General features: G+C 70.1%; 22 protein-coding genes and 1 pseudogene. 10 read left to right on the top strand and 13 right to left on the bottom strand.

Going from position 1 to position 26,994, the window contains the following annotated elements; genetic code table 11:
- The gene (locus M8231_RS11150; RefSeq protein WP_250201478.1) at window positions 1–1,755 is read left to right on the top strand and encodes an ATP-binding protein; all 1,755 of its coding nucleotides are present in this window, start codon (window positions 1–3) and stop codon (window positions 1,753–1,755) included.
- A gap of 79 nt (window positions 1,756–1,834) precedes the next feature.
- A complete protein-coding gene (locus tag M8231_RS11145) occupies window positions 1,835–3,034 on the top strand; it encodes a cation:proton antiporter (protein ID WP_250201477.1) in 1,200 nt (399 codons plus the stop codon).
- Here the strand turns inward: M8231_RS11145 and M8231_RS11140 are convergent.
- From M8231_RS11140 to M8231_RS11110, 7 genes are all read right to left on the bottom strand, one after another.
- Window positions 3,031–4,155: a pyridoxal phosphate-dependent aminotransferase gene (locus M8231_RS11140; protein ID WP_249749919.1), complete on the bottom strand. Its 1,125-nt coding sequence runs from the start codon at window positions 4,153–4,155 to the stop codon at window positions 3,031–3,033. The two genes, M8231_RS11145 and M8231_RS11140, sit on opposite strands and share 4 nt — an antisense overlap.
- Window positions 4,152–4,964, bottom strand: a complete 813-nt coding sequence (rsmA, locus tag M8231_RS11135; RefSeq protein ID WP_249749920.1) for a 16S rRNA (adenine(1518)-N(6)/adenine(1519)-N(6))-dimethyltransferase RsmA — start codon at window positions 4,962–4,964, stop codon at window positions 4,152–4,154. The genes M8231_RS11140 and rsmA overlap by 4 nt, the downstream gene beginning before the upstream one ends.
- A gap of 9 nt (window positions 4,965–4,973) precedes the next feature.
- Window positions 4,974–5,969, bottom strand: a complete 996-nt coding sequence (pdxA, locus tag M8231_RS11130; protein WP_249749921.1) for a 4-hydroxythreonine-4-phosphate dehydrogenase PdxA — start codon at window positions 5,967–5,969, stop codon at window positions 4,974–4,976.
- The gene (locus M8231_RS11125; protein ID WP_250201476.1) at window positions 5,966–7,324 is read right to left on the bottom strand and encodes a peptidylprolyl isomerase; all 1,359 of its coding nucleotides are present in this window, start codon (window positions 7,322–7,324) and stop codon (window positions 5,966–5,968) included. The genes pdxA and M8231_RS11125 overlap by 4 nt, the downstream gene beginning before the upstream one ends.
- Before the next feature lie 79 nt (window positions 7,325–7,403).
- The gene (locus M8231_RS11120; RefSeq protein WP_249749923.1) at window positions 7,404–9,905 is read right to left on the bottom strand and encodes an LPS-assembly protein LptD; all 2,502 of its coding nucleotides are present in this window, start codon (window positions 9,903–9,905) and stop codon (window positions 7,404–7,406) included.
- Between the two features lie 45 nt (window positions 9,906–9,950).
- Window positions 9,951–11,090, bottom strand: a complete 1,140-nt coding sequence (lptG, locus tag M8231_RS11115) for an LPS export ABC transporter permease LptG (protein ID WP_249749924.1) — start codon at window positions 11,088–11,090, stop codon at window positions 9,951–9,953.
- Window positions 11,087–12,223: an LptF/LptG family permease gene (locus tag M8231_RS11110; RefSeq protein WP_249749925.1), complete on the bottom strand. Its 1,137-nt coding sequence runs from the start codon at window positions 12,221–12,223 to the stop codon at window positions 11,087–11,089. The genes lptG and M8231_RS11110 overlap by 4 nt, the downstream gene beginning before the upstream one ends.
- Before the next feature lie 139 nt (window positions 12,224–12,362).
- Between M8231_RS11110 and M8231_RS11105 the strand changes: the two genes are divergently transcribed.
- The 5 genes and pseudogenes from M8231_RS11105 (at window position 12,363) to M8231_RS11085 (ending at window position 15,462) form a co-directional block, all read left to right on the top strand.
- Window positions 12,363–13,838: a leucyl aminopeptidase gene (locus M8231_RS11105; RefSeq protein ID WP_249749926.1), complete on the top strand. Its 1,476-nt coding sequence runs from the start codon at window positions 12,363–12,365 to the stop codon at window positions 13,836–13,838.
- Window positions 13,839–13,883: 45 nt separating this feature from the next.
- Window positions 13,884–14,198: pseudogene (locus M8231_RS17005) on the top strand (endonuclease domain-containing protein); the annotation flags it as partial.
- A 144-nt stretch (window positions 14,199–14,342) separates the two neighbouring features.
- On the top strand, window positions 14,343–14,798 hold the full coding sequence (locus M8231_RS11095) for a DNA polymerase III subunit chi (protein WP_249749928.1): 456 nt from the start codon (window positions 14,343–14,345) through the stop codon (window positions 14,796–14,798).
- Window positions 14,756–15,124, top strand: a complete 369-nt coding sequence (locus tag M8231_RS11090; RefSeq protein ID WP_249749929.1) for a hypothetical protein — start codon at window positions 14,756–14,758, stop codon at window positions 15,122–15,124. The genes M8231_RS11095 and M8231_RS11090 overlap by 43 nt, the downstream gene beginning before the upstream one ends.
- Before the next feature lie 29 nt (window positions 15,125–15,153).
- Entirely contained in the window at window positions 15,154–15,462 is a 309-nt protein-coding gene (locus M8231_RS11085; RefSeq protein WP_249749930.1) for a hemolysin, read from the top strand.
- 3 nt (window positions 15,463–15,465) lie between these two features.
- Here M8231_RS11085 and M8231_RS11080 read toward each other — a convergent pair whose 3' ends face one another.
- Window positions 15,466–16,392 carry a LysR family transcriptional regulator gene (locus tag M8231_RS11080; RefSeq protein WP_250201475.1) on the bottom strand — a complete coding sequence of 309 codons (927 nt, stop codon included), beginning with the start codon at window positions 16,390–16,392 and terminating at the stop codon, window positions 15,466–15,468.
- 112 nt (window positions 16,393–16,504) lie between these two features.
- Between M8231_RS11080 and M8231_RS11075 the strand changes: the two genes are divergently transcribed.
- Window positions 16,505–17,203: a pirin family protein gene (locus tag M8231_RS11075; protein ID WP_249749932.1), complete on the top strand. Its 699-nt coding sequence runs from the start codon at window positions 16,505–16,507 to the stop codon at window positions 17,201–17,203.
- An 85-nt stretch (window positions 17,204–17,288) separates the two neighbouring features.
- On the top strand, window positions 17,289–17,672 hold the full coding sequence (locus M8231_RS11070; protein WP_249749933.1) for a DoxX family protein: 384 nt from the start codon (window positions 17,289–17,291) through the stop codon (window positions 17,670–17,672).
- 167 nt (window positions 17,673–17,839) lie between these two features.
- Here the strand turns inward: M8231_RS11070 and M8231_RS11065 are convergent, their stop codons facing one another.
- The 5 genes from M8231_RS11065 to M8231_RS11045 all read right to left on the bottom strand — a co-directional run bounded on the left by M8231_RS11065 (window position 17,840) and on the right by M8231_RS11045 (window position 24,191).
- Window positions 17,840–19,813 (bottom strand): M61 family metallopeptidase, encoded by a 1,974-nt coding sequence (locus tag M8231_RS11065; protein ID WP_249749934.1) that lies wholly within the window; start codon window positions 19,811–19,813, stop codon window positions 17,840–17,842.
- A gap of 68 nt (window positions 19,814–19,881) precedes the next feature.
- Window positions 19,882–21,837: a M61 family metallopeptidase gene (locus tag M8231_RS11060; protein ID WP_250201474.1), complete on the bottom strand. Its 1,956-nt coding sequence runs from the start codon at window positions 21,835–21,837 to the stop codon at window positions 19,882–19,884.
- A gap of 57 nt (window positions 21,838–21,894) precedes the next feature.
- Window positions 21,895–22,905, bottom strand: a complete 1,011-nt coding sequence (locus tag M8231_RS11055; RefSeq protein ID WP_249749935.1) for an alpha/beta fold hydrolase — start codon at window positions 22,903–22,905, stop codon at window positions 21,895–21,897.
- Window positions 22,906–22,960: 55 nt separating this feature from the next.
- Complete coding sequence (locus M8231_RS11050) at window positions 22,961–23,503, bottom strand: FKBP-type peptidyl-prolyl cis-trans isomerase (protein WP_249749936.1); 543 nt, start codon at window positions 23,501–23,503, stop codon at window positions 22,961–22,963.
- A gap of 40 nt (window positions 23,504–23,543) precedes the next feature.
- On the bottom strand, window positions 23,544–24,191 hold the full coding sequence (locus tag M8231_RS11045; RefSeq protein ID WP_249749937.1) for a glutathione S-transferase family protein: 648 nt from the start codon (window positions 24,189–24,191) through the stop codon (window positions 23,544–23,546).
- A 149-nt stretch (window positions 24,192–24,340) separates the two neighbouring features.
- Here M8231_RS11045 and M8231_RS11040 point away from each other — a divergent pair, with 149 nt between their 5' ends.
- Complete coding sequence (locus M8231_RS11040; protein ID WP_250201473.1) at window positions 24,341–26,977, top strand: TonB-dependent receptor plug domain-containing protein; 2,637 nt, start codon at window positions 24,341–24,343, stop codon at window positions 26,975–26,977.
- The last annotated feature ends 17 nt before the right edge of the window (window positions 26,978–26,994 follow it).

The raw sequence follows: 26,994 nt of genomic DNA, 5'->3' as shown, positions 1-26,994 counted from the left end.
ATGCGTTTTCTGAAGTCTCTCGGTCCGATCCTGGCGGCCAGCGCGCGGGAGAGGCTGAAACAGGTTCCGGTGCGGATACTGCTGGCCTGCGTGGTCGCCTGGGCCCTTCACGCGGCCGGCCTGGGCGGGTGGATCGGACCGTGGCTGGGCCTGGCCGCCCTGGTGCAGCTGTTCGAATATCTGGCCATGACGCCGTTTCGGCGAGCCGTTCCTTCGGACGATCCGCGGCTGATGGGGCTGGCCCTGGCCTCGACCGCCCTGATGGCGACGGCCTATGGCGGCGTCGGCCTGGCGATCTGGTCCACCAACTATCCCGCCCTGGTGACCCTGGCCGCCCTGACCCTGGCCGGCGGATTGCTGACCAATGTGGCCTCGGGCATCGGCTCGCGCACCGTCTTCTTCGTCGGCGCCACGCCCTATCTGGTGGTCCTGGCCCTGATGCCGGTGGTCAAGATCGTCCAGGGCGACCTGCAGGGCGTGGTGGTGATGTCGCTGGCGTCGGCGCTGTTCGCCGGCGCCATCCTGAACGTCTATTGGCGGGTGCACGCCGCGCGTCGCGCCGAGATCCAGGCCCTGGCGGAATCGGAACGGCGCGTGGAGCAAGCGCAGGCGGCGATGGCCGATCGCGCCGCCATGGCCGCCATCGTCAGCCACGAACTGCGCACCCCCGTCAGCGCCATCCTGGCCGGCGCCCACGTCCTTCGCGACGGCACGCTGCCTGACCAGCGCGAGGAAACGGCCGACCTCATCATCGACGCCGGCCGGCTGATGACGGGGATGCTGAACGACCTGCTCGATCACTCCAAGATGGAGGCGGGCGCCATGCCGCTGGAGGCGCGCGCCTTCGAGCTGGGCGACTTCATCCGCGACGCGGTGCGCTTCTGGGCCGCCCCGGCCGCCGAGAAGGGCCTGAGGCTGGAGGCGTCGGGCGTCGACAGCGATCCGGTTTGGCTGCGCGGCGACCCCTACCGGCTGCGCCAGGTGGTCAACAACCTGATCTCCAACGCCATCAAGTTCACGCCCTCGGGCGTGATCCGCCTGCGCGCCCAGGCCCCGGTCAGCGAGGGGCGGCGCTGCCTGACCCTGACCGTCGCCGACCAGGGCGCTGGCATCTCGGCCGAGGCGATGACGCGGCTGTTCTCGCCGTTTGCGCAAGGGTCCGCCGAGGTGGCCCGCACCTATGGCGGCACGGGTCTGGGCCTGACGGTCAGCCGCGAACTGGCCCGTCTGATGGGCGGTGATCTGACCGCCACCAGCGTCGAGGGGCAGGGCGCGACCTTCACCCTGTGCGTCGATCTGCCCCCCGGAACGCCCGTCGCGCCGGAGGACGCCTCCGACGCCGCGCCGCCCGCACCGATGCGCCGCATCCGCGTCCTGGCCGTCGACGATCACGAGATCAACCGCCGCACCATCGCCCTGGTGCTGCAGCCGCTGGACGTGGACCTGACGACCGCCTCCGACGGCCATATCGCCCTGTCGCTGCTGGACCAGCGCGCCTTCGACGTGGTGCTGATGGACGTCAACATGCCCGGCATCGACGGCAACGAGACCACGCGCCGCCTGCGCGCCTCGGGCGGACCCAACGCCGCCACGCCCGTGATCGGCTTCAGCGCGGGCACGGAGGCCGAACAGGTCGCGGCCTGCTACGCCGCCGGAATGACGGACTGGCTGGCCAAGCCCCTGGAGCCCCGGCGTCTGTACGACGCCCTGCAACGCGCCGCGGCCGGCGCCGAGGCGGTCGAACGGGCGGCCTGACCGGGCGCAGATCGGCGATTTCCTCTCGACGCGTCACGCTCTAGGCTCGCCGAAAACGGGGGAAGCGATGCATCACGGCGTGACCACGACCGAGCTCTATCTGGCGGCCATGCTGATCATCTTCAGCGCGCCCTATCTGATTTGGCGCGGGCTGAGGACCGACTATTACGCGCCCCTGGTGGTGGTGCAGATCATCGGCGGCGTCCTGCTGGGGCCGGGCGTCCTGGGCGCGGCCTTTCCGGCCTATTACGCGACCGTCTTCACCCCCGACGTGATCACCGCCCTGAACGGCGTGGCCTGGTGGGCGGTGATGATCTTCGTCTTCGTGGCGGGGCTGGAACTGGACCTCAGTCAGGCCTGGCAGCGCAAGGCCGAGACCGGGGTGACGGCCGGCCTGGCCCTGGCCACGCCGCTGCTGTTCGGGGCCGTGGTGGCGCTGGGCATGATCCGTTTCCCCGGCTGGATCGGACCGCAGGGCCAGACCTGGCAACTGGTGCTGGGCGTGGGCATGGCCTGCGCCGTCACCGCCCTGCCGATCCTGGTCCTGTTCATGGAGAAGCTGGACATCCTGCGCCAGCCGCTGGGCCAACGCATCCTGCGCTACGCCAGCCTGGACGACATCGCCATCTGGGGCGTGCTGGCGCTGATCCTGCTCGACTGGGAGCGGGTCGGCCGGCAGGCGGCCTTCCTGATCGGGTTCGCCGTGGCGGCCTGGGCCGTCCGCTGGATCATGAAGCGCATTCCGGAAGGCGATCGGTGGTACGTCGCCCTGATCTGGCTGGCCGCCTGCGGACTGGCTGGCGACTGGTCGGGCCTGCATTTCATGGTGGGCGCCTTCCTGGCCGGAGCGGTTCTGGACGCCCGGTGGTTCGACCAGGCCCGGATGGACCTGTTCCGCACCCATGTCCTGTTGGCGATCATGCCGGTCTTCTTCCTCAGCACCGGCCTGCGGACCCAGTGGGGCGTCGGGGGGCTGATGGTGTTCGGCGCGGCGGCGGCCCTGCTGGTCGCCTCGGTGACGGGCAAGCTGGCGGGGGTCCACCTGGCCGGCCGCCTCCTGAAATGGCCCAAGGGCGAGGCCTCCGTCGTGGGGTGGCTGCTGCAGACCAAGGCCCTGATCATGATCATCTTCGCCAACATCCTGCTGGACCGCCAGATCATCACCAACGAGACCTTCACCGCCCTGCTGCTGATGGCGGTCGGCTCGACCATGCTGACCATCCCCCTGACCACGCCGCGCCTGGCCCGGCTGGCGGGACGGGTGAGGAAGGACGGCTAGCCCAGAGCGGCGAACCAGGGGCGCAGCCGGTCCAGCGCCTCCTGCACCTCGTCCGTCGAGACGGCGAAGCTGAAGCGGATGAAGCGGCGGCCCTCGACCGGATCGAAGTCGACGCCGGGCGCCGCAGCCACGCCGGTGTCGCGCAGCATCCGCTCGCAGAAGGCCAGGCTGTCGTCGGTCAGATGGCCGATGTCGGCCCAGATGTAGAAGGCGCCGTCCGGCGGCGCGATCTTCCTCAGGCCCAGCGACGGCAGGGCGTCCAGCATCAGGTCGCGGTTGCGCGCATAGGTGCGGACGTGGCCTTCCAGTTCGTCGTGCGCGTCCATCGCCACCAGGCCGGCGTGCTGGCTCAGGCTGGGCGGGGTCAGGAACAGATTGCCGATGTGGGCGCGCGCCGTCTCGGTGTGCGGGGCCGGCGTGACCAGCCAGCCCAAGCGCCATCCCGCCATGCTCCAGTATTTGGAGAAGCTGTTGATGACGAAGGCGTCCGGCGCGAACTGCAGCATCGAGGCCGTCGGCCCGACGTAGCTGAGGCCGTGATAGATTTCGTCCGAGACGATGGCGATCCCACGCCGGCGGCAGACCTCGGCGATGGCGGCCAGTTCGGCGTCAGGGATGATCGTCCCGGTCGGATTGGCGGGGCTGGCGATGATGACGCCCGCCGGGGCCGGGTCCAGCGCCGCCAGATGGGCCGCGGTCAGCTGGAAGCGGCTTTCGGCCCCGCACGCGATCTCCACCGGCTCCAGATGCAGGGCGCGCAGGGTGTTGCGATAGGCGACATAGCCGGGCCGGGCCAGGGCCACGCGGTCTCCCGGTCGGAACCGGACCGTCAGCGCCAGCACTAGGGCGGGGGATGCGCCGTTGGTCAGCACGACGCGGTCCGGGTCCACCGCCACGCCGTGCCGCTGGTCGTAGAGCCGGGCGATCCGTTCGCGCAGGGCCGGGCTTTCCCAATAGCCCATGGCGTCGGCGTCCAGCACCTGGTGGGCGCGGGCGATGGCGGCGGCGGGCGCGCCCGTCGAAGGCTGGCCGAACTCCATGTGGATGATCGACCGGCCCTCGGTCTTCAGCCGATGGGCCAGGCGGCTGATGGCGATGGCGCGGAACGGCTCGACGGTCATTGCGAAAGCGCGTCCGCCAGCCGCAGGAAGCCCGCGATGTCGATGGTCTCGGCGCGGGCGTCGGGCTCGATCCCGGCCGCCTCGCACAGGGCCGCCCCGCCCAGTTGTTTCAGGCTCGAGCGCAGCATCTTGCGGCGCTGGCCGAAGGCGGCGGCGGTGACCCGCTCCAGCCTTTTCAGCCGCTCCGGCGACGGGCGTTGCTCCAGCGGGACCAAATGCACGACGGCCGAGGCCACCTTGGGCGGCGGGGTGAAGGCGGCGGCGGGCAGATGCATGACGATCCGCGCCGCGCACACCGCCTGGGAGATCACCGCCAGCCGGCCATAGGCGTCGTCGCCGGGCGCCGCCACGACCCGCTCGGCGACCTCCTTCTGGAACATCAGGGTCAGGGCGCAGGGCGTCCACGGCCCGGTCAGCCATTTGATCAGCAACGCCGTGCCGACGTTGTAGGGCAGGTTCGACACCAGGTGCGCCGGGCCCTGGACCAGTTCGGCCTCTCGCACCTTCAGCGCGTCGGCCTCGACGATCGACAGGCGGCCCGAGCCGTCGTCCAGTTCGGACAGCAGGGGGATGAAGCGGGGGTCCTTCTCGACCAGCACCACCGGTCCCGCGTCGGATTCCAGCAGGGCGCGGGTCAGGCCGCCGGGGCCGGGACCCACCTCGATCACCGCACGGCCGTCGAACGGTCCGGCCAGGCGCACGATCTTTCGCGTCACGTTCAGGTCCAGCAGGAAATGCTGGCCGAAGCTCTTCTTGGCCGACAGGCCGTGGGCGTCGAGCGTTTCGCGGAGGGAGGGCAGGTCGGTCACCGCGCCCTGTTAGCGCGCGGCGCGCGCCGCCGCCATCTCCGAGGCCAGTCGGATCGCGGCGATCAGGCTGTCGGGCCGCGCGATCCCTTGTCCGGCGATGTCGAAGCCGGTGCCGTGGTCGGGCGAGGTGCGGATGATCGGCAGGCCCAGCGAGACGTTCACCCCGCCCCAGAAGTCCAGCGTCTTGACCGGGATCAGCGCCTGGTCGTGATACATGCAGATCGCCGCGTCATAGGTCGCGCGCGCGTCCTCATGGAAAAGGGTGTCGGCCGGTCTGGGATCGGTGATGTCGATCCCTTCGCCGCGCAGCTGTTCGGCCACGGGAATCAGGGTCTCGATCTCCTGCAGGCCCAGGGCGCCGCCCTCGCCCGCATGGGGGTTCAGGGCGGCCATGGCCAGGCGCGGGCGGGCGATGGCGAAGTCGCGCCTCAGGCTTTCGTGGACCACGCGGGCGGTGCGGGCCACCCGCTCGGCCGTCAGCAGTTCGGCCACCTGGTCCAGGGCCACATGGATCGTCACCAGGCAGGCGCGCAGATCCTTGGCCGTCAGCATCATCACCGGGCCGCGCGTCCCCGGATAGGGCGCGTCCGCGGTCAGTTCGGCGATGAACTCCGTATGGCCGGGAAAGCGGAAGCCCGAGGCGTACATCGGCGCCTTGGCGATGGGGGCGGTGACCACCCCCGACGCCTGGCCCGCCAGGCACAGGCCGACCGCCTCCTCGACGCCGTCGGCCACCGCGGCAGCGTTGGCCGGATCGGGCCGGCCGACCACGACCGGCGCGGGCAGCGGCCGATGGATCACGGGCAGGGCGCGCGGGAAGGCCTCGGCCGCATCGACCGGCGCGAAGACCTCGGCGATCGGCGCTCCCTGACGGCGCAGCAGGTCCGCGTCGCCGATGACGGCGAAGGGCAGGGCGTCGGTCGAACGCGCGCGCCAGGCGGCCGCGATGATCTCCGGCCCGACGCCGGCGGGCTCGCCCAGCGTCAGGACCAGAGGCCGGGTCACTTGAACTCGATCAGGGCGTCGTTGCGCAGGTCGCGCAAATAGCGCCGCTCCAGGACCTGCAGGTTCTGCGAACGCAGGCGGCCTTCGACCTGCTGGCGCGACGGCGCTTCAGGCCCGCCGACCCGGCGGCCGCACAGGGCGACCAGGTGCAGGCCCAGGGGCGTGCGGATCGGCGTCGAAACCGTGCCGATCTCGCCGGTGCGGGCGAACTGCTGGAACTGGGGCGCCAGGTCGCCGACGTCCGATTCGCCCAGGTCCGCGCCCAGCACGCCCTGGGTCGCGCGCGCCTGCGACAGGATGTTGTCGCACGTCAGGCCCTGGCGCAGGCCCTCCAGGGTGCGGGTCGCCTCGGCGACCTGCGCCTCGGTCGCCGTCTCGGGCAACTGGACCATCACCTGCTTCATCGACACCAGGCTGGCCGCGGCGCCGTCGCGCTTGTCGCGCATGTAGATGATGTACACGCCGCCATCGACCGCGATCGGATTCGACAGCTGGCCCGGCTGAAGCTGGTCGAACACCGTCTGCAGCGCCGGCTGGACCGAACCCTTGACCAGCCAGCCGGCGTCGCCCGGCACGCGCGCGGCGGCGGACGGGGCGGCCGAGAACTGCCGCGCCACGGCCTGGAACGGGGCGCCCTGGATGATCTGCTGGACCAGCTGCTGGGCGCCGTTCATGGCCGCCTGCTGGCCGCCGACGCGCGCCGCCTCGATGTAGATCTCGCCGATCAGATACTGGGGCTGCGAGGCCGCCTGGTTCAGACGACGCATCTCCTGATCGACCTGAGCCGGCGTCGGACGGGCGCGGCTGCCGAAGCGGCCGCCCACCAGACGGCTCCAACCGATGTCGGTGCGCATGTTCTGGCGGAAGGCGTCGGGCTGGATGCCGCCCTGGCGCAGATAGTCGAGATAGGCCTGGGGCGTCGTTCCCGAGGACTGGGCCATGGCCGCGATCTCTTCGTCGACGTCGGCGTCGGTGACCTGCAGCTGGTCGGCGAACTGCGCCAGCTCCCCGGCCTTCAGCTGATCCTCGATCAGGGCGTTCAGCGCCGCCTGCTGGATCGCCGGCAGGTTCTCCTGCGTCGGCTGCACCTGGGACGAGGCGATCAGCATCAGCATCCGCTGGCGCAGGTCATAGCCGGTGATGATGCGGTCGTTGACGGTGGCGACGATGCCGTCGGCCATCTCGAATTGCGGCTCCGCGGCCTGGCGGGCGGGCGCTTCCTCGGCGGCGGGATTGAGCGCGCCGGCTGCGGGCGGCTGCGCCGGCGCCGGCGACGGGGCTGTCTGACCATGAGCCGAACCGGCGAGGAGGACCGCCGCGAGCGCAGCCCCCGTCGAATAACGCATCAAACCCATCGGTCGTCCTGATTCCTCAAAGCGGTCCACCCGGCCGCGCCGGGCCGTCGCCATGACCGCGCCCCGTCAAGCCTCATGCTCAACGCATTTCGCTCTGTCCATAACCTGAACCTCCGAAAGTGGCGAGGTTTAGGCGCACATAGACCCCTTCGGAGGGGCCGCTGGGCCGCACGCGCGTGTTGTCGCGGCGGAAGCCCAGTTCGAAGCGGAAGCAGTCGTCGTCGAACAGCAGGCCCACTTCCGAGCGGGTGATCACGTCGCGCTCCAGGTCCGCGATGCCCGCGACGGTGAAGCCCCAGTTGCGATAGACGAACTGCTGGCCGGCCAGCTGGATGAATTCGTAGTTGCGGTTCAGCGACCCCAGCGGCGGCCCGCCCGGATTGGCGGGGTCGGGCCGGTCCTCGATGTACAGCGGATCGGAACGGTCGACGATGTAGCTGATGCTGGCCAGGTTGCGTCGCCCCCAGCGTCCGTCCACGGCCGCCTCGGCCCGGCGGATGTCGCCCGAGCCGTCGATGGTGGCGTGGCCCCAGCTGCGGATGCGGTCGGACGGCGAGAACGTGCCCTGGACCACCCAGTCCGACGTCTCCGAAGCCAGGCCCGTGGGATCGTAAAGCCGCGTCGGATCGTCGGGGATCGGCGTGCGGAAGGCGTCTTCCTGGTCGAAGCGGTGGCTGCGGCCCACGAACAGGCTGGCGCTGCGGCCCTCGGCCCAGCGGATGGTGGCCCGGCCGCCCGCGGTGAACCGGGCGCCGCCCTCCAGCAGGTCGTAGCCCGAGAAGCGGTCGATGCGGAACAGCGAGGATTCGTCCAGCTCGACGATCTGGGCGTCCTCGTTGGGGATGCGCGGATCCAGGTCCGGGTCCGTCGACACCGACAGCTGCGCCACCGGCTCCAGGATGATGTCCGCCTCGGCCGTGCGCCGGATCAGCGGATAGCTGACGTCGACGCCGGCGCTCAGGCGCGTGCGGCTGACGGTGGCGTCGTCCGGATCGACGCCCAGCACCGGGGGCAAGTCGCCGACCGAATAGACATCGGCCCGGCCGTCGACGAAGGGCTCCCAGCGCACGCCCAGGGGCGAGATCAGGGCGCGACGCCATTCGAACTGTCCCGTGACGCGGCGGGTGTCGACGCCGCCTGCCCCGACCGTCGTCGTCGGCAGCAGTTCGGGGCGAAGCACGGGCGAGCCGACGTAGGCGTCGCGGTAGAGCGACACCGCCGATCCCTTCAGCCGCAGCCGCCCGCCCAGAACCGGGCCTTCCGGCTCCCAGCGGGCGTCGATCAGGGGCGCCACAAGCGGCAGGGTGTCGTCGTCCTCGAACACCTTGAAGCCGTCGGCGTCGCGGAAGTCGGTGTCGGCGAAGCGCGGGTCCAGCCGCAGGCTCTGGATCGAGAAGGCCGCGACGGACAGGTAGGACCGCTCGCTCTGGCGCTCGGCGTACACCTGGCTGATCAGGCGGCGGCGATCGCCGTAATAGAGGCCGTTGTCCTGATAGGGATCGCGGACGTCGTAGCGGTCGAACAGGGTCTTGTCCGAGGTGCGCTCGGCGGTGAAGCCGAACCGCCACGGCCCTTCCGGGTCGAACTCGCCGTGCGACAGCAGATAGCTGCGGTGGTCCCTGTCGCCGAAGCGGACGTTGCTCTCGAAGTCGCCGTCGCCGTTCAGGTCGAAGTCGCCGAAATTGCGCTCGTAGGTGTAGCCGCCGCGCACCACGACCTGGCCGTTCACGAACCGCCGCCGCCATTGCAGGTTCAGCAGCGGCGCGACCTCGGTGTTGATCTGCGGGCTGATCAGCCAGTCCTCGGACGGCGACACCACGATCAGATAGGGCAGTTCTACCGAGACGCCGCGTCCCTCGTCATAGTTGACGATCGGCACCAGCAGGCCCGAAGCCCGCTCCACCGTCGGATCGGGATGGGCGAAGAAGGGCGTGTAGAACACCGGCACGCCGCCGATGCGGAACACGGCGTTGCGGTAAAGGATCGCCCGCAGCTCCTCGTCCTGGACCACCTTTTCGGCCTGGATCGACACGCTGGGCGTCTTGGGGCCGTTGGCGTCGCAGATCGGGCAGGGGGTGAAGATGGCGTAGTTCATTTCGTTGGCGGTCTCGCTGCGACGCACGGCCGTGGCGGCCATCAGGCTGGCGCCGTCCGGCGTGCGGGTGGCGAAGTCGACCGCGACGCCGGCGTTCAGGTTCTGGTCCAGCTCCAGCCGGCTGGCGTGGACCACGGTGCCGTCCGGCGCGGTCGCCTCCACCTGGCCTTGCGCCGCGGCCGTCCCGGCCGCCAGGTCGTAGGAAACGCTTTCCCCGCGCAGCGTATGGCCGCGCGTGCGCAGATAGACGCGGTCGTCGGGCCCGCCCTGGGCAGTCACCACATCGCCGTCGCGGCGGGCGCTCTCGGCCTCGACATAGACGGCGTCCGGCGCCAGGCCGTCCGCCGCCGGCGCGGATTGCGGGGCCCCCGCCGCCGTCTGAGCCAGCGCGGGCGAGGCCAGAGGCGCGCAGGCGATCAGGGCCGCGCCGGCCAGCAGCCTGTGTCTCAGGACATTCGAGCGGCGCTCGCGGCGATCACCCTGCATATGCCATCCGTGGTTGGGAGCCTGTTGGAGGAGCGGGCGGTCCGCTTAGCCGTCTTCGGTATAGAACAGCAAGGTGAAGGCGGCGAGCGCCGTCAGGATCGGCGGCAGCCAGGCGGCCACGAAGGCCGGCGCCACCTCGGCCGACCCCATCGCCGCCGAAAACTGGTTCAGGAAGAAGAAGGCGAACCCCAGCACCACCGCCGCCACGCTCATCCGCGCCATGTCGCCCAGCCGCATCAGCCGCAGCGAGAAGGCGGCCGCCAGGATGGACATGGCCGCGAACACCAGCGGCGTGGCCAGCAGCTGCTGGAAGCGCAGCCGGTAGGCCGTCGAACTGAACCCCGCGTTCTCGATGCGCTGGATCTGGTTGGGCAGGGACCAGAAGGGCGTCGACTGCGGTCGGGCGAACCGCTCGAACGCCTCCTCGTCGGCCAGGCTGGAGGGCAGGTCCAGCGTGGAATAGGTCACCGCCCGCTGGCCCACCGTGGCGCCGGTCGCATCCTGCAGCCGCCAGCGGCCCGCGCTCAGGGCGGCCGACTGGGCGTCGATCCGTTCCGAGAAGGTGCGCCCGCCGCCGGGCTGGGTCGTGTAGATGAAGAAGGTCACGTCCAGCAGGCGGGCGTTGGCCCGGTCCTGCCGGCCGGCGCGGATGATCATCTGGCGCTGGTCGTCGCCTTCGCGCAGCCAGATGGCCTCGGGCGGTCCCGCGCCGGGCGCCGTGCCCGAGATGCGGGCGCGTTCGCGTTGCCACATGGCGTCCCCCGCCGAGGCCATCGGCCCCAGGACCGTGACGGTCAGCACGCCCAGCAGAAAGGCCATGCCGGCCGAGGGCAGCACGAACCGCCAGGCCGAAACCCCCGCCGCGCGCATGGCGATCAGTTCGCTGCGCCGGTTCAGGCCGATGTAGGCCCCCAGCGTCCCGAACAGGAAGACGAAGGGAAACAGCTGCACGATCACCGCCGGCGACTTGATCGCCACCAGTCCCAGGATGCGCAGGGCCGACAGGTCCTGGTTGGAGCCGACGCCGCGCGACACCTCGACGAAGTCGATCAGCATCACCAGGGCCGAAATCACGGCCAGGGCCGTGGCCAGCGAGCGAAGCTGCTGGATCAGCACATAGCGTTCGATGCGCCCGATGCGGGGCAGACGGCGCGCCGCGGGCAGGGAAGGCAGGGCCAGCGTCATGCGAACCTCGCCTTCAGGCGACGGGCGACGGGCCGAAGCCGGCTGCGGCGCGGCTTCAGCGCGCGGAACAGCACCCTCATGGCGATGGCCAGGGCGACCAGCGGCGCGACGTACTGCAGCACGTTCATCCATCCGTTCCAGGCGCTGGCCGCCACCAGGCCATAGCCGATCACCCGGGCCAGCAGGAAGAAGCCCGCCGCCTTGGCGATGCGCCAGCTGTAGCCGCTGCGGCTGAAGGCGCCGCCCAGGATGGCCGCAAGGGCCATCGCCATGGCGACCAGGACATACAGGGGCGACGACAGCCGCGAATGCGCCTCGGCCAGCAGTTCGCCGCGCGATCCGGCGCTCTCCAGCACCCGCGGCGAGGGATTCAGCAACTGGCGCAGATAGAGGTCCGACGGCTTGTAGCGAATGGTTTCGGCCACGTCGGCGAACGGCGCCAGCGAGAAGTCGTAGCGCTGGAACGACAGGGTCTCCAGCACGCCGTTTGACGAATAGCGCTGGGCCGAGCCGTCGATCATGGTCAGGATCGGCTGGCCGGTCGCGTCGCGGCCGAACCGGGCCTCGCCGGCGTTCCAGGTCGTCACCTCGTCGCCGTCGACCAGATAGACGAACAGGTTCACCAGCAGGCCGCTCTGCTCGATCTGCTGCACATAGACGGTCAGGCCGTTGGGGCCTTGGACGAACTGGCCCTCCTCGACCAGCAGGGCGGCCAGGTCGGTGCGGATGGCGAAGGCTTGGCGGCGCACCTCGTGCTGGGCCCACGGCAGCATGAACAGATTGATGAACAGCGCCAGGACGGCGACCAGCAGGGCCAGACGGGCCGTCGGCGCGATGACCTGCCAGCGCGTCATCCCGCCCGCGAAGGCCGCCGTCATCTCCTGCTCGCGCTGCAGCCGGGTCAGGGCGATCAGGGCGCCGATGAACAGGCCGATGGGCAGGATCACCGCCAGCAGCTGCGGCAGGGCCAGCAGCGTCAGCTTGATCATCACCCACACGCTCTGGCCGCGTTCGACGATGACTTCCAGTTGGTCCAGGCTCTGGCTCAGCACGCCTATGCCGGCCAGGGCCGCGCACGCCGCCACGACGGGCAGGGAGATCTGTCGGAAAAGGTAACGCTGAATCAGAGTCATGGGCGGCTGGACTTCGCCCGGTTGCAGGCGGCGATATTGAGGCGCATCTAGTAGCACATCGGGGCGCGTCGGCGACAAGCGGACGCGCCATTGTGTTTTTTCAAGCTGACGCCAGGTGGGGCCTGGCTGGAGTTGCCGCATGAAGATCGAATTCGTCGCCGCCGCCGGTTCCGCCGAAATCCTCGCCGTTCCGGTCCACGAGGACCGCGCGCTGGCGGGGGCGGCGCCTGGGCTGGACCAGTCGGCCGGCGGCGCGCTGGCCAAGGCCCTGTCCAAGAGCCGCATGACCGGCAAGTCCGGGCAGACCCTGTCCGTCGCCGCGCCCGCGGGCGTGGAGGCCGACAGCATCCTGCTGGTGGGCGCCGGCGCCGCTGAAAAGCTGGACGACCTGGCGGTCGAGGCCTTCGGCGCCAACGCCTACGCCGCGGCCAAGATGTCCGGCGCCGAGGTCCTGACCCTGGACGCGTCCGACCTGACGCCCGAACAGGCCGCCCGCGCCGCCTTCGCCGCCAGCCTGGCCGCCTACCGCTTCGACAAGTACCGGACCACCGAGACGGCGGACAAGAAGCCTTCGATCAAGACCGTGCGCGTCGTCACGTCCGACATCCGCGCCGCCGACGCCGCCTATGAGGCCCTGTCGCCGGTGGCCGACGGGGTGATGTTCGCCCGCGACCTGGTGTCCGAGCCCGCCAACGTCCTGTATCCGGCCGAGTTCGCCCGCCGGGTGAAGGATCTGGAGCGCCTGGGCCTGACCGTCGAGATCCTGGGCGAGGCCGAGATGGAAAAGCTGGGCATGAACACCCTGCTCGCCGTCGGCCAGGGCAGCCGCCGCGAAAGCCAGCTGGCCGTGATCCAGTGGAACGGCGGCGCGGCCGGCGAGCAGCCCATCGCCTTCGTCGGCAAGGGCGTCTGCTTCGACACCGGCGGCATCTCCATCAAGCCCGCCGAGGGCATGGAGGACATGAAGTGGGACATGGGCGGCGCCGCCGCCGTGGCCGGCACCATGATGGCCCTGGCCGGCCGCAAGGCCAAGGTGAACGCCGTCGGCGTGCTGGGCCTGGTCGAGAACATGCCCGACGGCAACGCCCAGCGCCCCGGCGACGTGGTCGTGTCCATGTCGGGCCAGACGGTCGAGGTCATCAACACCGACGCGGAAGGCCGCCTCGTGCTGGCCGACGCCCTCTGGTACACCCAGGACCGCTTCAAGCCGAAGTTCATGATCGATCTGGCCACCCTGACCGGCGCCATGATCGTGGCGCTGGGCCTGGACTATGCGGGCATTTTCTCCAACTCGGACGAGGTTTCGGAGAACATCCTGGCCGCCTCCGAAAAGGTGGGCGAGAACTTCTGGCGGATGCCGATCCCCGATCGCTACAACCAGCACATCGAATCCAAGATCGCGGACCTGAAAAACATGGGCAACGGCCGCGCCGGCGGCTCCATCACCGCCGCCCTGTTCCTGCAGAAGTTCACCAACGGCGTGCCGTGGGCCCACCTGGACATCGCCCCCACCGCCTGGGCCAACAAGAGCCCCAGCCCCACGGTGCCCGAAGGCGGCGTCGGCTTCGCCGTCCGCACCCTGGACCGCATGGTGGCCGACAAGTACGAAGGCTGATTCCTTCCCCCCTTGCGGGGGAAGGTGGCCCGCGCAGCGGGTCGGATGGGGGGTGTATCCCGGTCTCGGCCGGAATACCCTCGTCCCGTGGCCATCCACCATCACGACCGCGCTCATGCTCTGGCCCGCGACCTCCGCAAGGCGCAGACGCTGAGCGAGCGCGCCATGTGGCGTCTGTTGCGGGAGCGCCAGCTCGAAGGTCTGCGGTTCCGACGACAGGTTCCGCTTGGGCCCTATGTCGCCGACTTCTGTTGCCACGCGCTGAAGCTGGTGATCGAACTGGACGGCGGCGTTCATCGCCTGCGAGAAGAGCGCGACGCCGCGCGCGACGCGTGGCTGGGAGAGCAGGGCTTTGAAGTTCTCAGGTTTCCGAACGAGGCGGCGGGCCGAAATCCGAACGTCGTGCTGGACGCGGTGCGCGCCGCGGCCCTGCGGAAACACCGGGCGTCACCCCCCATCCGTCTCGCTGGCGCGAGCCACCTTCCCCCGCAAGGGGGGAAGGGCGTGACGACCAAACCCGAAGTCTGGTTCTATCACCTGGAGCGGTCGACGCTGGATCAGGTGCTGCCGACCCTGCTCGAGAAGACGCTCGAGCGGGGCTGGCGGGCGCTGGTCAAGGCCGGCCCGGCCCGGCTGGAGGCGGTCGACGAGGCGCTCTGGACCTATCGCGACGACGGTTTCCTGGCGCACGGCCAGGCCGGCGGACCCCATGACGCGCGCCAGCCCGTGCTTCTGAGCGACACGGGCGAGAACCTGAACGGCGCTCAGGCGCTGTTCATTCTCGACGATGCAGAACTGGGCGCCACGGAAGGGTTCGAACGATGCTTCATCATTTTCGACGGTCGGGACGAACCGGCGCTGCAGCACGCGCGCGGCCGCTGGAAGACGCTGAAGGACCAGGGCGCGCCGCTGGCCTATTGGCGTCAGACCGACGAGGGGCGCTGGGAAAAGGCGGCCTGATCGTCCTGGCCGGCGCGGCCCTGCTGGCCGCCTGCTCCTCCACGCCCGCCGCCGACGAAACCGCGCCCCGCACGGTGGAAAAGGCGCAACTGACCCCGCCTGTCGGCAGCCGGATGCCCACCGCCCCGACCGCCGACCTCTGCAAGGCCGGAGAGATGCAGTATCTGGTCGGGAAACCGCGCGGCGAGATCCCCGTTCCGGTGGATGTGGTCAACCGCCGCGTGACCTGCACGGAATGCGCCATCACCGAGGAATTCTCGGCCTATCGGCTCAACATCTTCTACGACCGGGAGACCGGGATCATCGAACAGGTGCGTTGCGGCTGACGCGGCGCGACAACGAAGGAAGAACAGCCATGAAGACCGCCTTGATCCTGACGTCCCTCTTCAGCGCGGGCATGCTGGGCCTGTCGGCCTGCGCCCCGGTCGAGGGGGCCGATCCCATGCCCGGCCCGGGCGACCAGACCGCCTTCAAGCCGTGCAAGGTTGAGGATTACCAAAGCTACGTCGGCCGAAACCGCTCGACCATTCCGGCGGCGCCCGCGGGCCAGACCTTCCGCGTCCTGTGCACCACCTGCGCGGCCACGATGGACTATCGCGAGAACCGGGTGAACTTCGTCTATGAGGAATCCACCGGCGTCGTGCGCGAGGTGAAGTGCGGCTGACCCTCAGCGGCCGACCGTGTCGCCGGGCCACAACGGCCCGCTGAACCGCCGGGCCAGGAAGTCCATCAGGGCCGTGACCCGCGCTGGTCGCGGCCCGCTGCTGGGCGCCACCAGATGCAGGGCGATGGGCGGCAGGCGCCAATCGGTCATCACCGGTTCGAGCCGACCCTCGGCGACGTGGCTCCAGCAGATGAAGTCCGGCAGCGGCGTCAGGCCCAGGCCCGCGCACAGCGAGGCGATCAGGGCGTCGGAATTGTTGGCTCGCAGCGGCCCGGCGGGACGCACCGCCGCCTCCTCTCCGTCGTCGTTGACGAACCGCCAGACGTCCGGCGTCGGCATATAGGCGTAGCCCAGGCAGGCGTGGCGGCTCAGGTCGTCCGGGCGCGTCGGCCGCCCGCGCTGGGCCAGATAGTCGGGCGAGGCCACCAGGAACCGCTCCACCGGCCGCAGGCGACGCGCCGTCAGCGAGGAGTCCGCCAGGGCCGCGATCCTCAGCGCGCAATCGAATCCGCCGCCGACCAGGTCGATCACCTCGTCCGACAGGTGCAGATCGACCGAGACATCCGGGTGGCGCGCCAGGAAGTCGGGCAGGGCGGGCGCGACATAGCCCATGCCGAAGGACATCGGCGCGGCCAGCCGCACCAGGCCGCGCGGCGTCACAGACATGTCCAGCGCCTCGCTGACCGCCCCTTCGGCCTCGGCCAGCATATGGGCCGCCCGCGCCGCCAGGGTGCGCCCCGCGTCGGTCAGGGCGAAACGGCGCGAGGTGCGGTGCAGCAGGGTCGTCTTCAACTGCTGTTCCAGCCGCGTCACCGCCTTGGACGCCGTGGCTTTCGACAGGCCCAGCGCCTCGGCCGCGCCCGAGAAGGACTGGGCCTCCGCCACCTTGGCGAAGACGGCCAGGGCCTCGAGATCGGGCAGGCGCGACATGACTTCTCCGGAAACGATGAGTTTCGAGCGTTTCTATTTCTGAACCGAAGCCGATCGCTATCTTGGCGTCAAGCAACAGCGCCGGAACGGTCCGGCGCGGAGGACTTGAACCATGATCGAACGCAGACCCTTCGAAGGCCTGGGCGGCGCCGACCACGGCTGGCTGAACGCCAAACACCACTTCTCCTTCGCCAACTACTACGATCCCAAGCGGATGAGCTGGGGCAATCTGCGCGTCTGGAACGATGACGAGATCGCCGCCGGCACGGGCTTCCCGCCGCATCCCCACGCCGACATGGAGATCATCACCTATGTCCGCGACGGCGCCATCACCCACGAGGACAGCCTGGGCAACAAGGGCCGCACCGTGGCCGGCGACGTCCAGGTGATGAGCGCGGGGACCGGCATCCGCCACGCCGAGTACAACGCCGAACCCGACCTGACCCGCATCTTCCAGATCTGGATCGAGCCGACCAGGCGCGGCGAGGCGCCCAGCTGGGGCTCCAAGCCCTTCCCCAAGGGCGAGCGGTCGGGCCGGTTCGTGGTCCTGGCCTCGGGCTTCGAAGGCGATGACGACGCCCTGCCGATCCGCACCGACGCGCGGATCGTGGCCGCCACGCTGAACGCCGGCGACAGCGCCGACTATCCGCTGGGCTCGACCCGCCGCGCCTATCTGGTCCCGGCCAAGGGCGAGGTCGAGGTCAACGGCGTGCGCCTGAACGCCCGCGACGGCGCCGCCATCGCCCAGGAAGACGTCGTCACCGTCAAGGCGCTGTCGGACGCCGAGATCGTGCTGGTGGACGCAGCCTGAGTTTTGGGATCAACCTGTCCGGTCAAGCTTGGCTTGGCCGGACGACCCGTGCGGGCGTCCGCGATCCGGGTAAGGAGATATCGATATGGCGAGATCGGTCAGCGGCTGGTCGCCGCGCGCCCTGGCGGCCCTGCGCATCGTCGCGGGCCTGCTGTTCCTGGCCCACGGGGTCGTCAAGCTGTTCGGCTTTCCCGAGGGCGCCCAGCCCGGCGAGGTCGAGATCGCCTCGCTGATGGGCGTCGGCGCGATCATCGAACTGGTCACCGGCGCGCTGCTGATGCTGGGCCTGTTCACCCGCCCGGCCGCCTTCATCGCCTCGGGCCAGATGGCCGTCGCCTACTGGATGTTCCACTTCCCCTCCAGCCCCTATCCGGCGGCCAACGGCGGCGACGCGGCCATCCTGTTCTGCTTCGTCTTCCTGTACATCTTCACCGCCGGCCCCGGCGCGTGGAGCCTGGACAAGCGCTGAGGTCATTGATCGGAAGCAGGAGCGCGCACCCCTGCTTCCGTCATCCTCGGGCTCGACCCGAGGATCGGGCGTTGAGGCGACGGACCTCCCCGTCTTCGCACAAGCGGCGGATCCTCCGATCCTCGGGTCGAGCCCGAGGATGACGGCGGTGGGGGCGAAAGTCCTCCCTACCGCCGCCTCGGCGCATAGATGTCGGCCAGCCGGTCGCGGGTCCCCTCGATCCGCTCCAGCCGCGGATAGCGCAGCCCGTCGTGGTAGTCGAAGGCGACGGTGCGATAGCGCTCGCCGTTCCTGACCAGCAGTTCGATCGGCGCGTCCGTCCCCTTCGCCGCCGTCACCGCCTCGCGTAGGACCTCGGCCGAGGCCGCCTGGCCGTTCACCGCCGTCAGGGTCCAGCCCGCGCCGATCCCCTGGTCGAAGGCCGGGCTTCCCCACCGCACGGCGTTGATCTTGTCGCCCGACAGGGTGAAGCCCAGCGAATACTGGAAGTCGTTGGCCCAGCCGCTCTGAACCGCCTTCTCCGTGGCCGTCAGGTCGTCGACGTAGGTCAGGCGGTATCCGGCCCGCTCGATCCCGGCCAGCGGCGCCGTCGCCTCCGGCCCGGCCGCGTCCAGCCGCTCGCGCAGGAAGCCGGCCCAGTCGTGCGGATGCACGGCGTTCAACGCCGCGACCACATCCTGGAACGTATAGCCCTGCGGCGCCCACGACCCGTCGTCATGCCCGAAAAAGCGCTTGGCGAAGTCGTCCAGCGAGCGGCGGTTGTTCGTCGCCTCGCGGATCAGGGTGTCGGCGTCCAGCCAGATCAGCAGGCTCTCGCGATAATAGTCGCCCGTGCCCCGCATCCACGACGTCCACTGCCCCGGCACGCGATAGCCCAGCAGATTGTGGTTGTTGACGTCCTGCAGCGGCCGCCATTCGCGGCCCGGCTGGTTGTCGTAGAAGGCGGCGATGGTCGCCAGCAGCGCCACCGCCTCGTCCGGCGAGTGCAGGCCAGAGCGCGCCGCCAGCACGTCGCCCCAGTATTCCGTCTGGCCCTCATAGACCCACAACAGGGTGTTCTGCGTCGGGACGTTGTGGTTGGCCGTCAGCTCGTCAGCCGGCCGCATGAACTTGCCGTTCCACGAGTGGGTGTATTCGTGCGGCAGCAGGGCGCGGTCGCCGGCGCTCTTGTTCCAGGCGCTGAAGAAGTCGGGCGCCGAGGTGTTCTCGGAACTGCGGTGGTGCTCCAGCCCGATCCCGCCCATCTGATCGGTCAGGCCGAACAGGAACTCGTAGGTGTCGAAATGGCGCGCGCCGAACAGGCGGTCGGCCTGGGTCACCATCGCCTCGTAGTAGCCCAGCTGTTCCGCGCTGGGCTGGATGTTCTTCGCCTCGTCGCCGAACAGGTTCAGCCAGACGTGGTCGCCGCTGGGGTCGATGTCGATCCGCCGGTGATGCGCCCCGGCGAACACGGGGCTGTCGATCAGGGTGTAGAGGTCGGTTTCGGCGAACCGCACCCAGCCGTCCTCGCCCGGCGTCGCGGCCAGAGCCGAGGCCTGGGTCCAGCCGGCGGGCAGGCGCACCGACGGCGCCACGGCGATGCGGCGGGCGAAATGGCCGGCCGGGTAAAGGATCGCCTTCTCCCACTGCAGGTTCAGCATCGACGGCGCCTGCGTCACCCGCCACTGTCCCGGCGGCTGGGTCAGCCACTGGAACCGCACCTCGATGGCGGCGACCCCCGCCGGGATGTCCAGATGGAAGGCGTACGGGTCCAGGGTGTCGCGCACCCAGTCCAACCGCTGGCCGTTCGCCGTGACCGTCAGCCCCGACAGCAGTTGGATCGGTCCCGTCGCGGCATGGTTGCCCGGCAGGTATTTCGGATACAGCAGGGTCAGCGGCCCGGCCTGGGCGACCGGAATGGTCTGCTCCACCTGAACGATGCGGCGGTCCAGGTCGCTGACGTCGGCGCGGTACTGGATCACGCCGGGATAGGCCCGGTCCGCCGGCGCGGGGATCGCCGGCTGCGGCCGGGGCAGGGCCAGGGCGGCCTGGCTGGGATCGGTCACGACCGGCGTGGACCGGAAGTCTTGCGCCAGAACCGGCGAGGCGGCGCCGCAGATCAGGGCGGCGAGGCAGGCGGCGGTCAGGCGTGTACGCGACATCGAGGCATCCGGACTGAAACAGGGGAGGCGCAACCTCGACCGCGCGCCTCCCCTTCGTCAACCCGCGGTCAGCGCCGACGGGGCGTCAGAATGTCGCCCAGCCGGTCCGGCGTCCCCTCGATCCGCTCCAGCCGCGGATAGCGCAGGCCGTCGTGGTAGTCGAAGCGGATCGTGCGGTACTGGTCGCCGTCCTTCACGATCAGCTCGACCGGCGTCGCCGGGTCCTTGGCCGCCGTGATCGCCTCGGCGATGCCGTCCGCGTCGGCGGCGCGGCCGTTGACCGCCACGATCTCCATGCCGATCGCCAGTCCCGCCTTGAACGCCGGGCTGCCCCACTGGACGCTGCGGATGTTGTTCGAATCCCCCGTCTGGAAGCCCAGCGAATAGGTGAAGTCGTTGCGCTTCAGCTCCTTGTAGAGCGTCTTCTGATAGTCGCTGGGCGTCTCGGCGTAGGTCAGCCGCCAGCCGCCGCGCGCCAGGCCGTCCAGCGGCGCGCCGGGCCCGTGCCCGTCCAGCCGCGTCCGCAGGAACGTCGCCCAGTCGTTCTCGACCACGCCGTTCAGCGCCGCCACCACGTCCTCGAAGGTGTAGGGCTTCGGGTCATAGCTGCCGTCCTCGATGCCGTAGAAGGCCCGGGCGAAGTCATCCAGCGACTTGCGCCCATTGGTCCGCTCGCGGATCGTCGTGTCCACATCCAGCCAGATCAGCTGGCCTTCCGAATAATAGTCCTCGTCCCGCTGCCAGCTCAGCCAGCCCTTGGGTTGGCGCTGGCTGATGATCGGATCGTTGGTGGTGTCCTGCATCGCCCGCCATTCGCGTCCGACGCGGGTGTCGTAGGTGGCCGCCGTCATCGCCAGGCTGTCCATCGCCTGCTGCTTGGTCAGCAGGCCGGATCGGGCCGCGATCACCTGGCCGTAATACTGCGTCTGGCCCTCATAGACCCACAGCAGGCTGTTCTGCAGCGGCGTGTTGAAGTTGGGCACATACTGGTCGGCGGGGCGGCGCCACTTGCCGTCCCACGAGTGGTTCATCTCGTGCGACAGCAGGTCCCGGTCGCCCAGATGCGTGTCCCAGCCGGTGAAGAACTCCGGATCGACCGAATTCTCGGAACTGCGGTGGTGCTCCAGGCCGATGCCGCCCAGCTTGTCGGTCATGGCGATCAGGAAGTCGTAGTGGTCGAAGTGCCGCGCGCCGTACAGTCGGTCCATCTGCGTCACTAGGTTCCGCAGCGTCTGGATCTGCTCGTCGGTGGCCTCCAGGCTGGCGGCCCTGTCGGCGACGAAGTTGGCCCGCACCGGCGAGCGGCCGCCCGGATCCAGGTCGATCTGGCGATAGTGCAGCCCGGCGAACATCGGGCTGTCGATCAGCACCTCCAGGTTCACCGGCTTGAAGGTCTGGACGTCGCCGTCTTTGGTTTCCGGCTCCAGCGCCGTGCCGAAGGCCCAGCCGGTCGGCAGCTTGACGCTGGGCTGCAGCGTGATGTTCCGCGACCAGTGGCCGGCCGGGTACAGCAGCATCTTCTCCCACTGGATGTTCAGCATCTCGGGCGTCATGGTGATCCGCCCCTGGGCGCCGGCCGTGGGCGACAGGTGCTGCATCCGCGCCACGATCTCGGTCGCGCCGGCCGGCACGTCGATGTGGAAGGCGAAGGGGTGCAGGGTGTCGCGCACCCACTCCACCCGCTGGCCGTTCGCGGTGATCTCCAGTCCCGCCAGCTGGGCGATCGGTCCCACCGGCCCGTGGTTGCCCGGCAGCCATTCGGGGAAGAACAGCGTCATCGGCCCCGTCTGCGCGACCGGGATCGTCTCGGTCACGTCGAAGATGTGCTGGCTCAGGTTTGTCGCATCGACGTCCAGCCGGATCACGCCCGGATAGGCGACGTCCCGCACCGCCGGGATCGGCGGCAGGCTGATGGGCAGGGCCGGCGGCGCGGCGCCCGGTCCATCCTGCGCCAGCGCGGCCGGCGCGGTCGAGGTGAGCAGAAGGAGGGCCAGGCCGGCGGCGCTCAGGCGGGATCGGGACATGGGATACTCTTCAGGCTGACGCGAAAGGCGCGACAGTCCGCCGCACCCCCGCCGGCGTCAACCCTCAGGTTCGGCCAGCGCCTCCAGCAGGGCCTGATGGAAGCGGTCCGGATCCTCGGTCTGCGGCGCGTGGCCCAGGTCGTCGAACAGGACAAGCCGCGCATTCGGGATCGCCTCGGCGGTCCGTCGGCCCAGCTGGGGATAGAGGCCCAGCCGCGCCTGGACCGCTTCCGGCGCGCGATTGGCGCCCGGCGCGGTGCGGTCGGTCCCGCCGATGATCAGGGTCGTCGGCGCGTTGATGCGGTCGAACTCGTGGACAACCGGCTGGGTGAAGATCATGTCCGAGGTCTGGGCCTGGTTCCACGCGACGATCTCGCCGCCCGGCCCGGCGTACAAGCCCGCCAGCATCTCGACCGGCGCATCGTATTCGGGCCGCCAGTCGCCATCGTAGTAGAAGCGCCGCTGATAGGCCTTGATGCTGTCGAAGGTGGTCCGGCGCTCGCCCGCGAAGGCGGCGTCCAGCGTCGCATAGGGCACGCCCTCGGCCTGCCAGTCCTCCAGCCCGATCGGATTGACCAGCACCAGCCGCTCGACCGCCTCCGGGTGTTGGATGGCGAAGCGGGCGCCCAGCATGCCGCCCATCGAATGGCCGATCACCACCGCCTTCTCGACCCCCAGCGCGTCCAGCAGCCCCTTGGTGTTCGCCGCCAGCTGCGGCAGGCTGAACTGGTATCCGGTGGGCTTGGACGCCTTGCAGAAGCCGATCTGATCGACGGCGACGACGCGGAAGCCCGCTTCGGCCAGCACCGCGATGGTCGGCGCCCAGGTGGCGGCGCAGAAGTTTTTGCCGTGCAGCAGCACCGCCGTGCGCCCATTGGCCGGGCCGGTCGGCGCCACGTCCATATAGGTCATCTCCAGCGGCTGGCGCTGGCTGTCGAAGGCGTGGACCCTGACCGGATGCGGATAGTCGTAGCCCTCCAGCCGCGGGCCATAGGTCGGCCGGTCCTGCGCGGCGGCGGGCAGGGACATCAAGGCGGCGAAGGCGGCGGGGAGGAGGGCGCGGATCATGACGGGCCAACGATAGCCGCCCGGCGCCCGTTCCGCGCCGCGACCGACTGTCCTGTCAGCCGGCCGGATTCACCTCCAGAAGTTCGACGGTGAACCGCAGGGTCGAGTTCGGCGGCAGTTCGCCGCCGCCCACCCAGCGCGAGCCATAGGCCAGGTCCGACGGGATCACGAACTCGAACGTCTCGCCGACGTGCATCAGGGCCACGCCCTCGGTCCAGCCCTTGATGACCCGGTTCAGCGGGAAGGACGCCGGCTCGTTCCGCGAATACGAGCTGTCGAACTCGCGTCCGTCGATGAAGGTCCCGCGATAGTGAACCTTGACCGTATCGGTCGCGCTCGGCTGGGGCGCGTCCGGATGGGCCCTGCCGACGCGGCGATACTGCAGGCCGCTTTCCGTGGTGGTCCAGCCGCGACGCGCGCCGTTCCATTCCAGATAGGCGCGGTTGCCGGCGTCCCAGCCTTCCTGCGTCCCCGGCGTCGACACATTGTCGGCCGCGCGCGCGGCGGCCAGCGACGTCTCCTCATAACTGACGGGCGTGTGCCCGCAGGCGGCGACGATCAGGGCGGAGGCGCTCAGGGCCAGGAATCGCAGGGTCATGGACTGAACCTTAGCAGGTCGCGCGCCCGTCCTCACCTGCTCAGTCGCGGTCGGGCGCGCCCAGCGGGAAGTAGCTGCGATACTTGCGCGCCTCGTCCACCGCTCGCGCCGTCGCCGGCCGCGCCAGCAGCCGCGCGCGATAGGCCCTCAGCGCCTCGAACTTCTCCGGGATCGGATAGGTCCAGTCGGCGTAGAACAGCGCCGGCCCGGCCCCGCAGTCCGCCAGGGTGAAGCCGTGATCGGTCGCCCATGCGCGGCCCTTCATCCGCTCGTCCAGCCACGGATAGATCCGGTCGAACATCGCCGCCGCCTCCTTCACGCTGGCCGGGTGGCGCTGATCCTCCGGTCGCAGGGCGTCATAGACGAAGGCCTGCTGCGGGCCGTTGACGTAGTTGTCGAAGATCCGGTCCATCATCCGCGCCTCGACCGCCGCGACCGGATCGGCCGGAATCAGCCACGCCGCCTCGGGCCGTGTCGCCGCCAGATATTCGATGATGGCCGTGGCCTCGACGATGGTCGCGTCGCCGTCCGTCAGCACCGGAAACCGCTTCAACGGCCACAGCGCCGCCAGTTCTTCAGCCGCGCCGGGCGCTTCCAGGTGGCGCAGTTCGAACGGCGTGTCCGTTTCGTAGAAGGCGACGATCGCCTTCTGGCAGTAGGACGAGAAGGGATGGGCATAGAGTTTCATCGTCGGCGCTCGTCGTGGTTAGAAAAGATAACCGTGAGGCGGTCGTGGTCGCTCGTCAAGCGCGGCGGATTTGCAAAATCGACTCTTTGCACTTTCGCAAACGGCGAAGCCTGTCTAGAAGCCGCCTCCGGATTCGACGGGAGGACCTCATGCATCGACGCCTGGCTCTTAAGGGAAGCGCGGCCTCCGCCGGCCTGATCGCCGCCTGCCTTCTGGCGCAGCCGGCCCGGGCCCAGACTTCGCAACCGGCGTCCCTGGACGAGGTGGTGGTCACCGGCTCGCGCATCGCCGGCGGCGACCGCCTGGCCCCGGTCGATGTGATCGACCGTCAGACCTTCGCCGCCGCCGGCGTCTCCGACGCTTCGCAACTGGTGCGGCTGCTGACCGCCAACTCGGGCTCCGAGGCCCAGGTCGACCAGCTGAACCAGCCGCAAAGTTCGGGCACGGCCCAGTTCAACCTGCGCAATCTCGGCCTGGGCTCGACCCTGGTCCTGATCGACGGCCAGCGCTGGACCAACAGCGCGGTGGTCGCCACCGACGGCTCGGCCTTCGTCGACATCAACTCCCTGGTGCCGATGATCGCGCTGGAGCGGATTGAGGCGGTCAAGGACGGCGCCTCGGCCGTCTATGGCTCCGACGCCGTCGCCGGGGTGGTCAACTTCATCACCCGCAAGGGCGTGACCCGCCCCGAGATCAGCGCCAAATACGCCGTCGCCGACGGTTCCGAGGAATCGGTCATCGAGGCCATCGGCGGCCTGTCGCTGCTGGGCGGCGACCTGACCCTGGCGGCCTCGCACTTCCACCGGTCGGCCCTCGGCTCGGACGAGCGCGCCTTCACCCAGGCCGAGACCTACGGCCGCGCGCCGTGGACCGCCGTGACCAGCTACGGCCAGCCCGGTTCCTATTTCCGCCCCGGCACGGGCGGTTTTGCGCCCGACCCCGATTGCGACGATCCCGCCTTCGCCGAGGCCTATCGCAACAGCCCGACCGACAGCTTCTGCCGCCTGGACTACTCCGACTTCTTCGACCTGGTCCCGGAGGAGACGCGCACGCAGCTGTTCGCCGACTACCGCCGTCCGCTGGCCGGCGCCGAACTGTGGCTCCAGGGCGCCTGGTCCTCGACCGAGACCGTCGCGCGCCAGTCGCCGTCCCTGCCGATCCTGGCGCAGAGCCTGACGGTGCCGGCCTCGCACCCCGACAATCCGTTCGGCGAGGCCGTGCTGTTCCGCGGCCGCCTGCTGGGCGCCGAGGCCGGCGCCTCGGTCGCCGACTTCGTCTATGAGACCTGGCGCGTCGCCGGCGGTCTGTCCGGCGACTTCTCCACCGGCTGGACCTGGGATGTGTCCGCCACCGCCAGCCGCCAGCACGTCGCCTACGATAAGCCCGACGCCATCGGCAGCGCCCTGCAGAACGCCCTGAACGGTCTCGGCGGCCCCGGCTGCGACCCGACGACCGGAACGCCCGGCGCCGGCGCCTGCCGCTACTTCAACCCTTTCGGCAGCGCGTATCTGGGGACCGGCACGGCCAATGACGCCGACCTGGTCGACAGCCTGATCGGCTCCGTCGGCCTGCGCGGCGCGGCGGGCCTGATCACCCTGGACGCCTCGACCGGCGGCCAGGCCCTGGCCTGGGCCGGCGGCTCGATCGACGTCGCCCTGGGCGCTCAGTACCGCCGCAGCACCTTCCGCCACGATTGGAGCGACCGGGTCAACGCCGGCGACCTGCTGACCGCCGGCTACTCCCCCGACTTCGACGGCGATCAGGAAGCCCTGGCCGCTTTCGCCGAGGCCCGCGTGCATCTGGGCGATCGTATCGAGGCGCAACTGGCCGCGCGCCATGAATCCTACGACGGCGACGACGGAAAGCTCAGCCCCAAGGTCGCCGTGCGCTGGGACGCGAACGACGCCCTGGCCCTGCGCGCCTCATGGAGCCAGGGCTTCCGCGCCCCCTCCGTCTACGCCCTGACCGGCGCCCAGGCGTCGCAGCCGTCGGTGTTCGACCGGGGCGCCTTCGTCTTCGTCAACACCCTGACCTCGGGCGATCCGGACCTGAAGCCGGAGGAGTCCGAGAGCCTGACCCTGGGCGCCCTGTGGCGGCCGCTGCCCGGGCTGGAGCTCGGCCTCGACGCCTGGCGCTTCGACTACACGAACCTGGTGGTCAAGGAATCGGCCCAGGCGATCATCGACCAGGCCGCCGCCGACGACGCGGCGGGCCTGACCGGCACGCCGGCGCAAGCCCGCGTCACCCGCTCCGGCGCGGGCGCCCTGACCTTTGTCCAGCTCTATTTCACCAACGCCTCGTCGATCGAGACGCAAGGCCTCGACCTCTCGGCCCGCTATTCGCGTGACCTGCTGGGCGGCGTCGCCCGCGCATCCGCCACCTGGACCCATGTCGACCGCTACGACATCCGCCTGACGCCCGGCGCCGCCGCCACCTCGGGCCTGGGCTCGACCAATCTGAACACCCTCGGCCGCTCTTTGCCCCAGGATCGCGGGGAGTTCGCCCTGTCGTGGGCCGATGCGGCCAACAGCCTGACGGCCCTCGTCCACTACACCTCCGGCTACAAAAACGACCGCAGCGGCGTCACCGACCCGGACATCGCCAGCCAGACGACGATGGACCTGCTCTACACCCTCGCGGTCGGCGCCGACCTCGACCTGTCGCTGGGCGTCGTCAACCTGACCGACGAGGACCCGCCGCTGGCCCAGTTCGCCCTCGGCTACGACCCCGTCGTCGCCGACCCGCGCGGCCGGGTGGTCAGCGTGGGGCTGACGAAGCGGTTCTGAGCGGCTAGGAGGCGGGG

It is taken from the genome of Brevundimonas albigilva, from assembly GCF_023573565.1.
Classification (GTDB): domain Bacteria; phylum Pseudomonadota; class Alphaproteobacteria; order Caulobacterales; family Caulobacteraceae; genus Brevundimonas; species Brevundimonas albigilva.
Note: the sequence above shows the minus strand (reverse complement) of the source record. Positions and strands in the feature narration are given on the sequence as shown.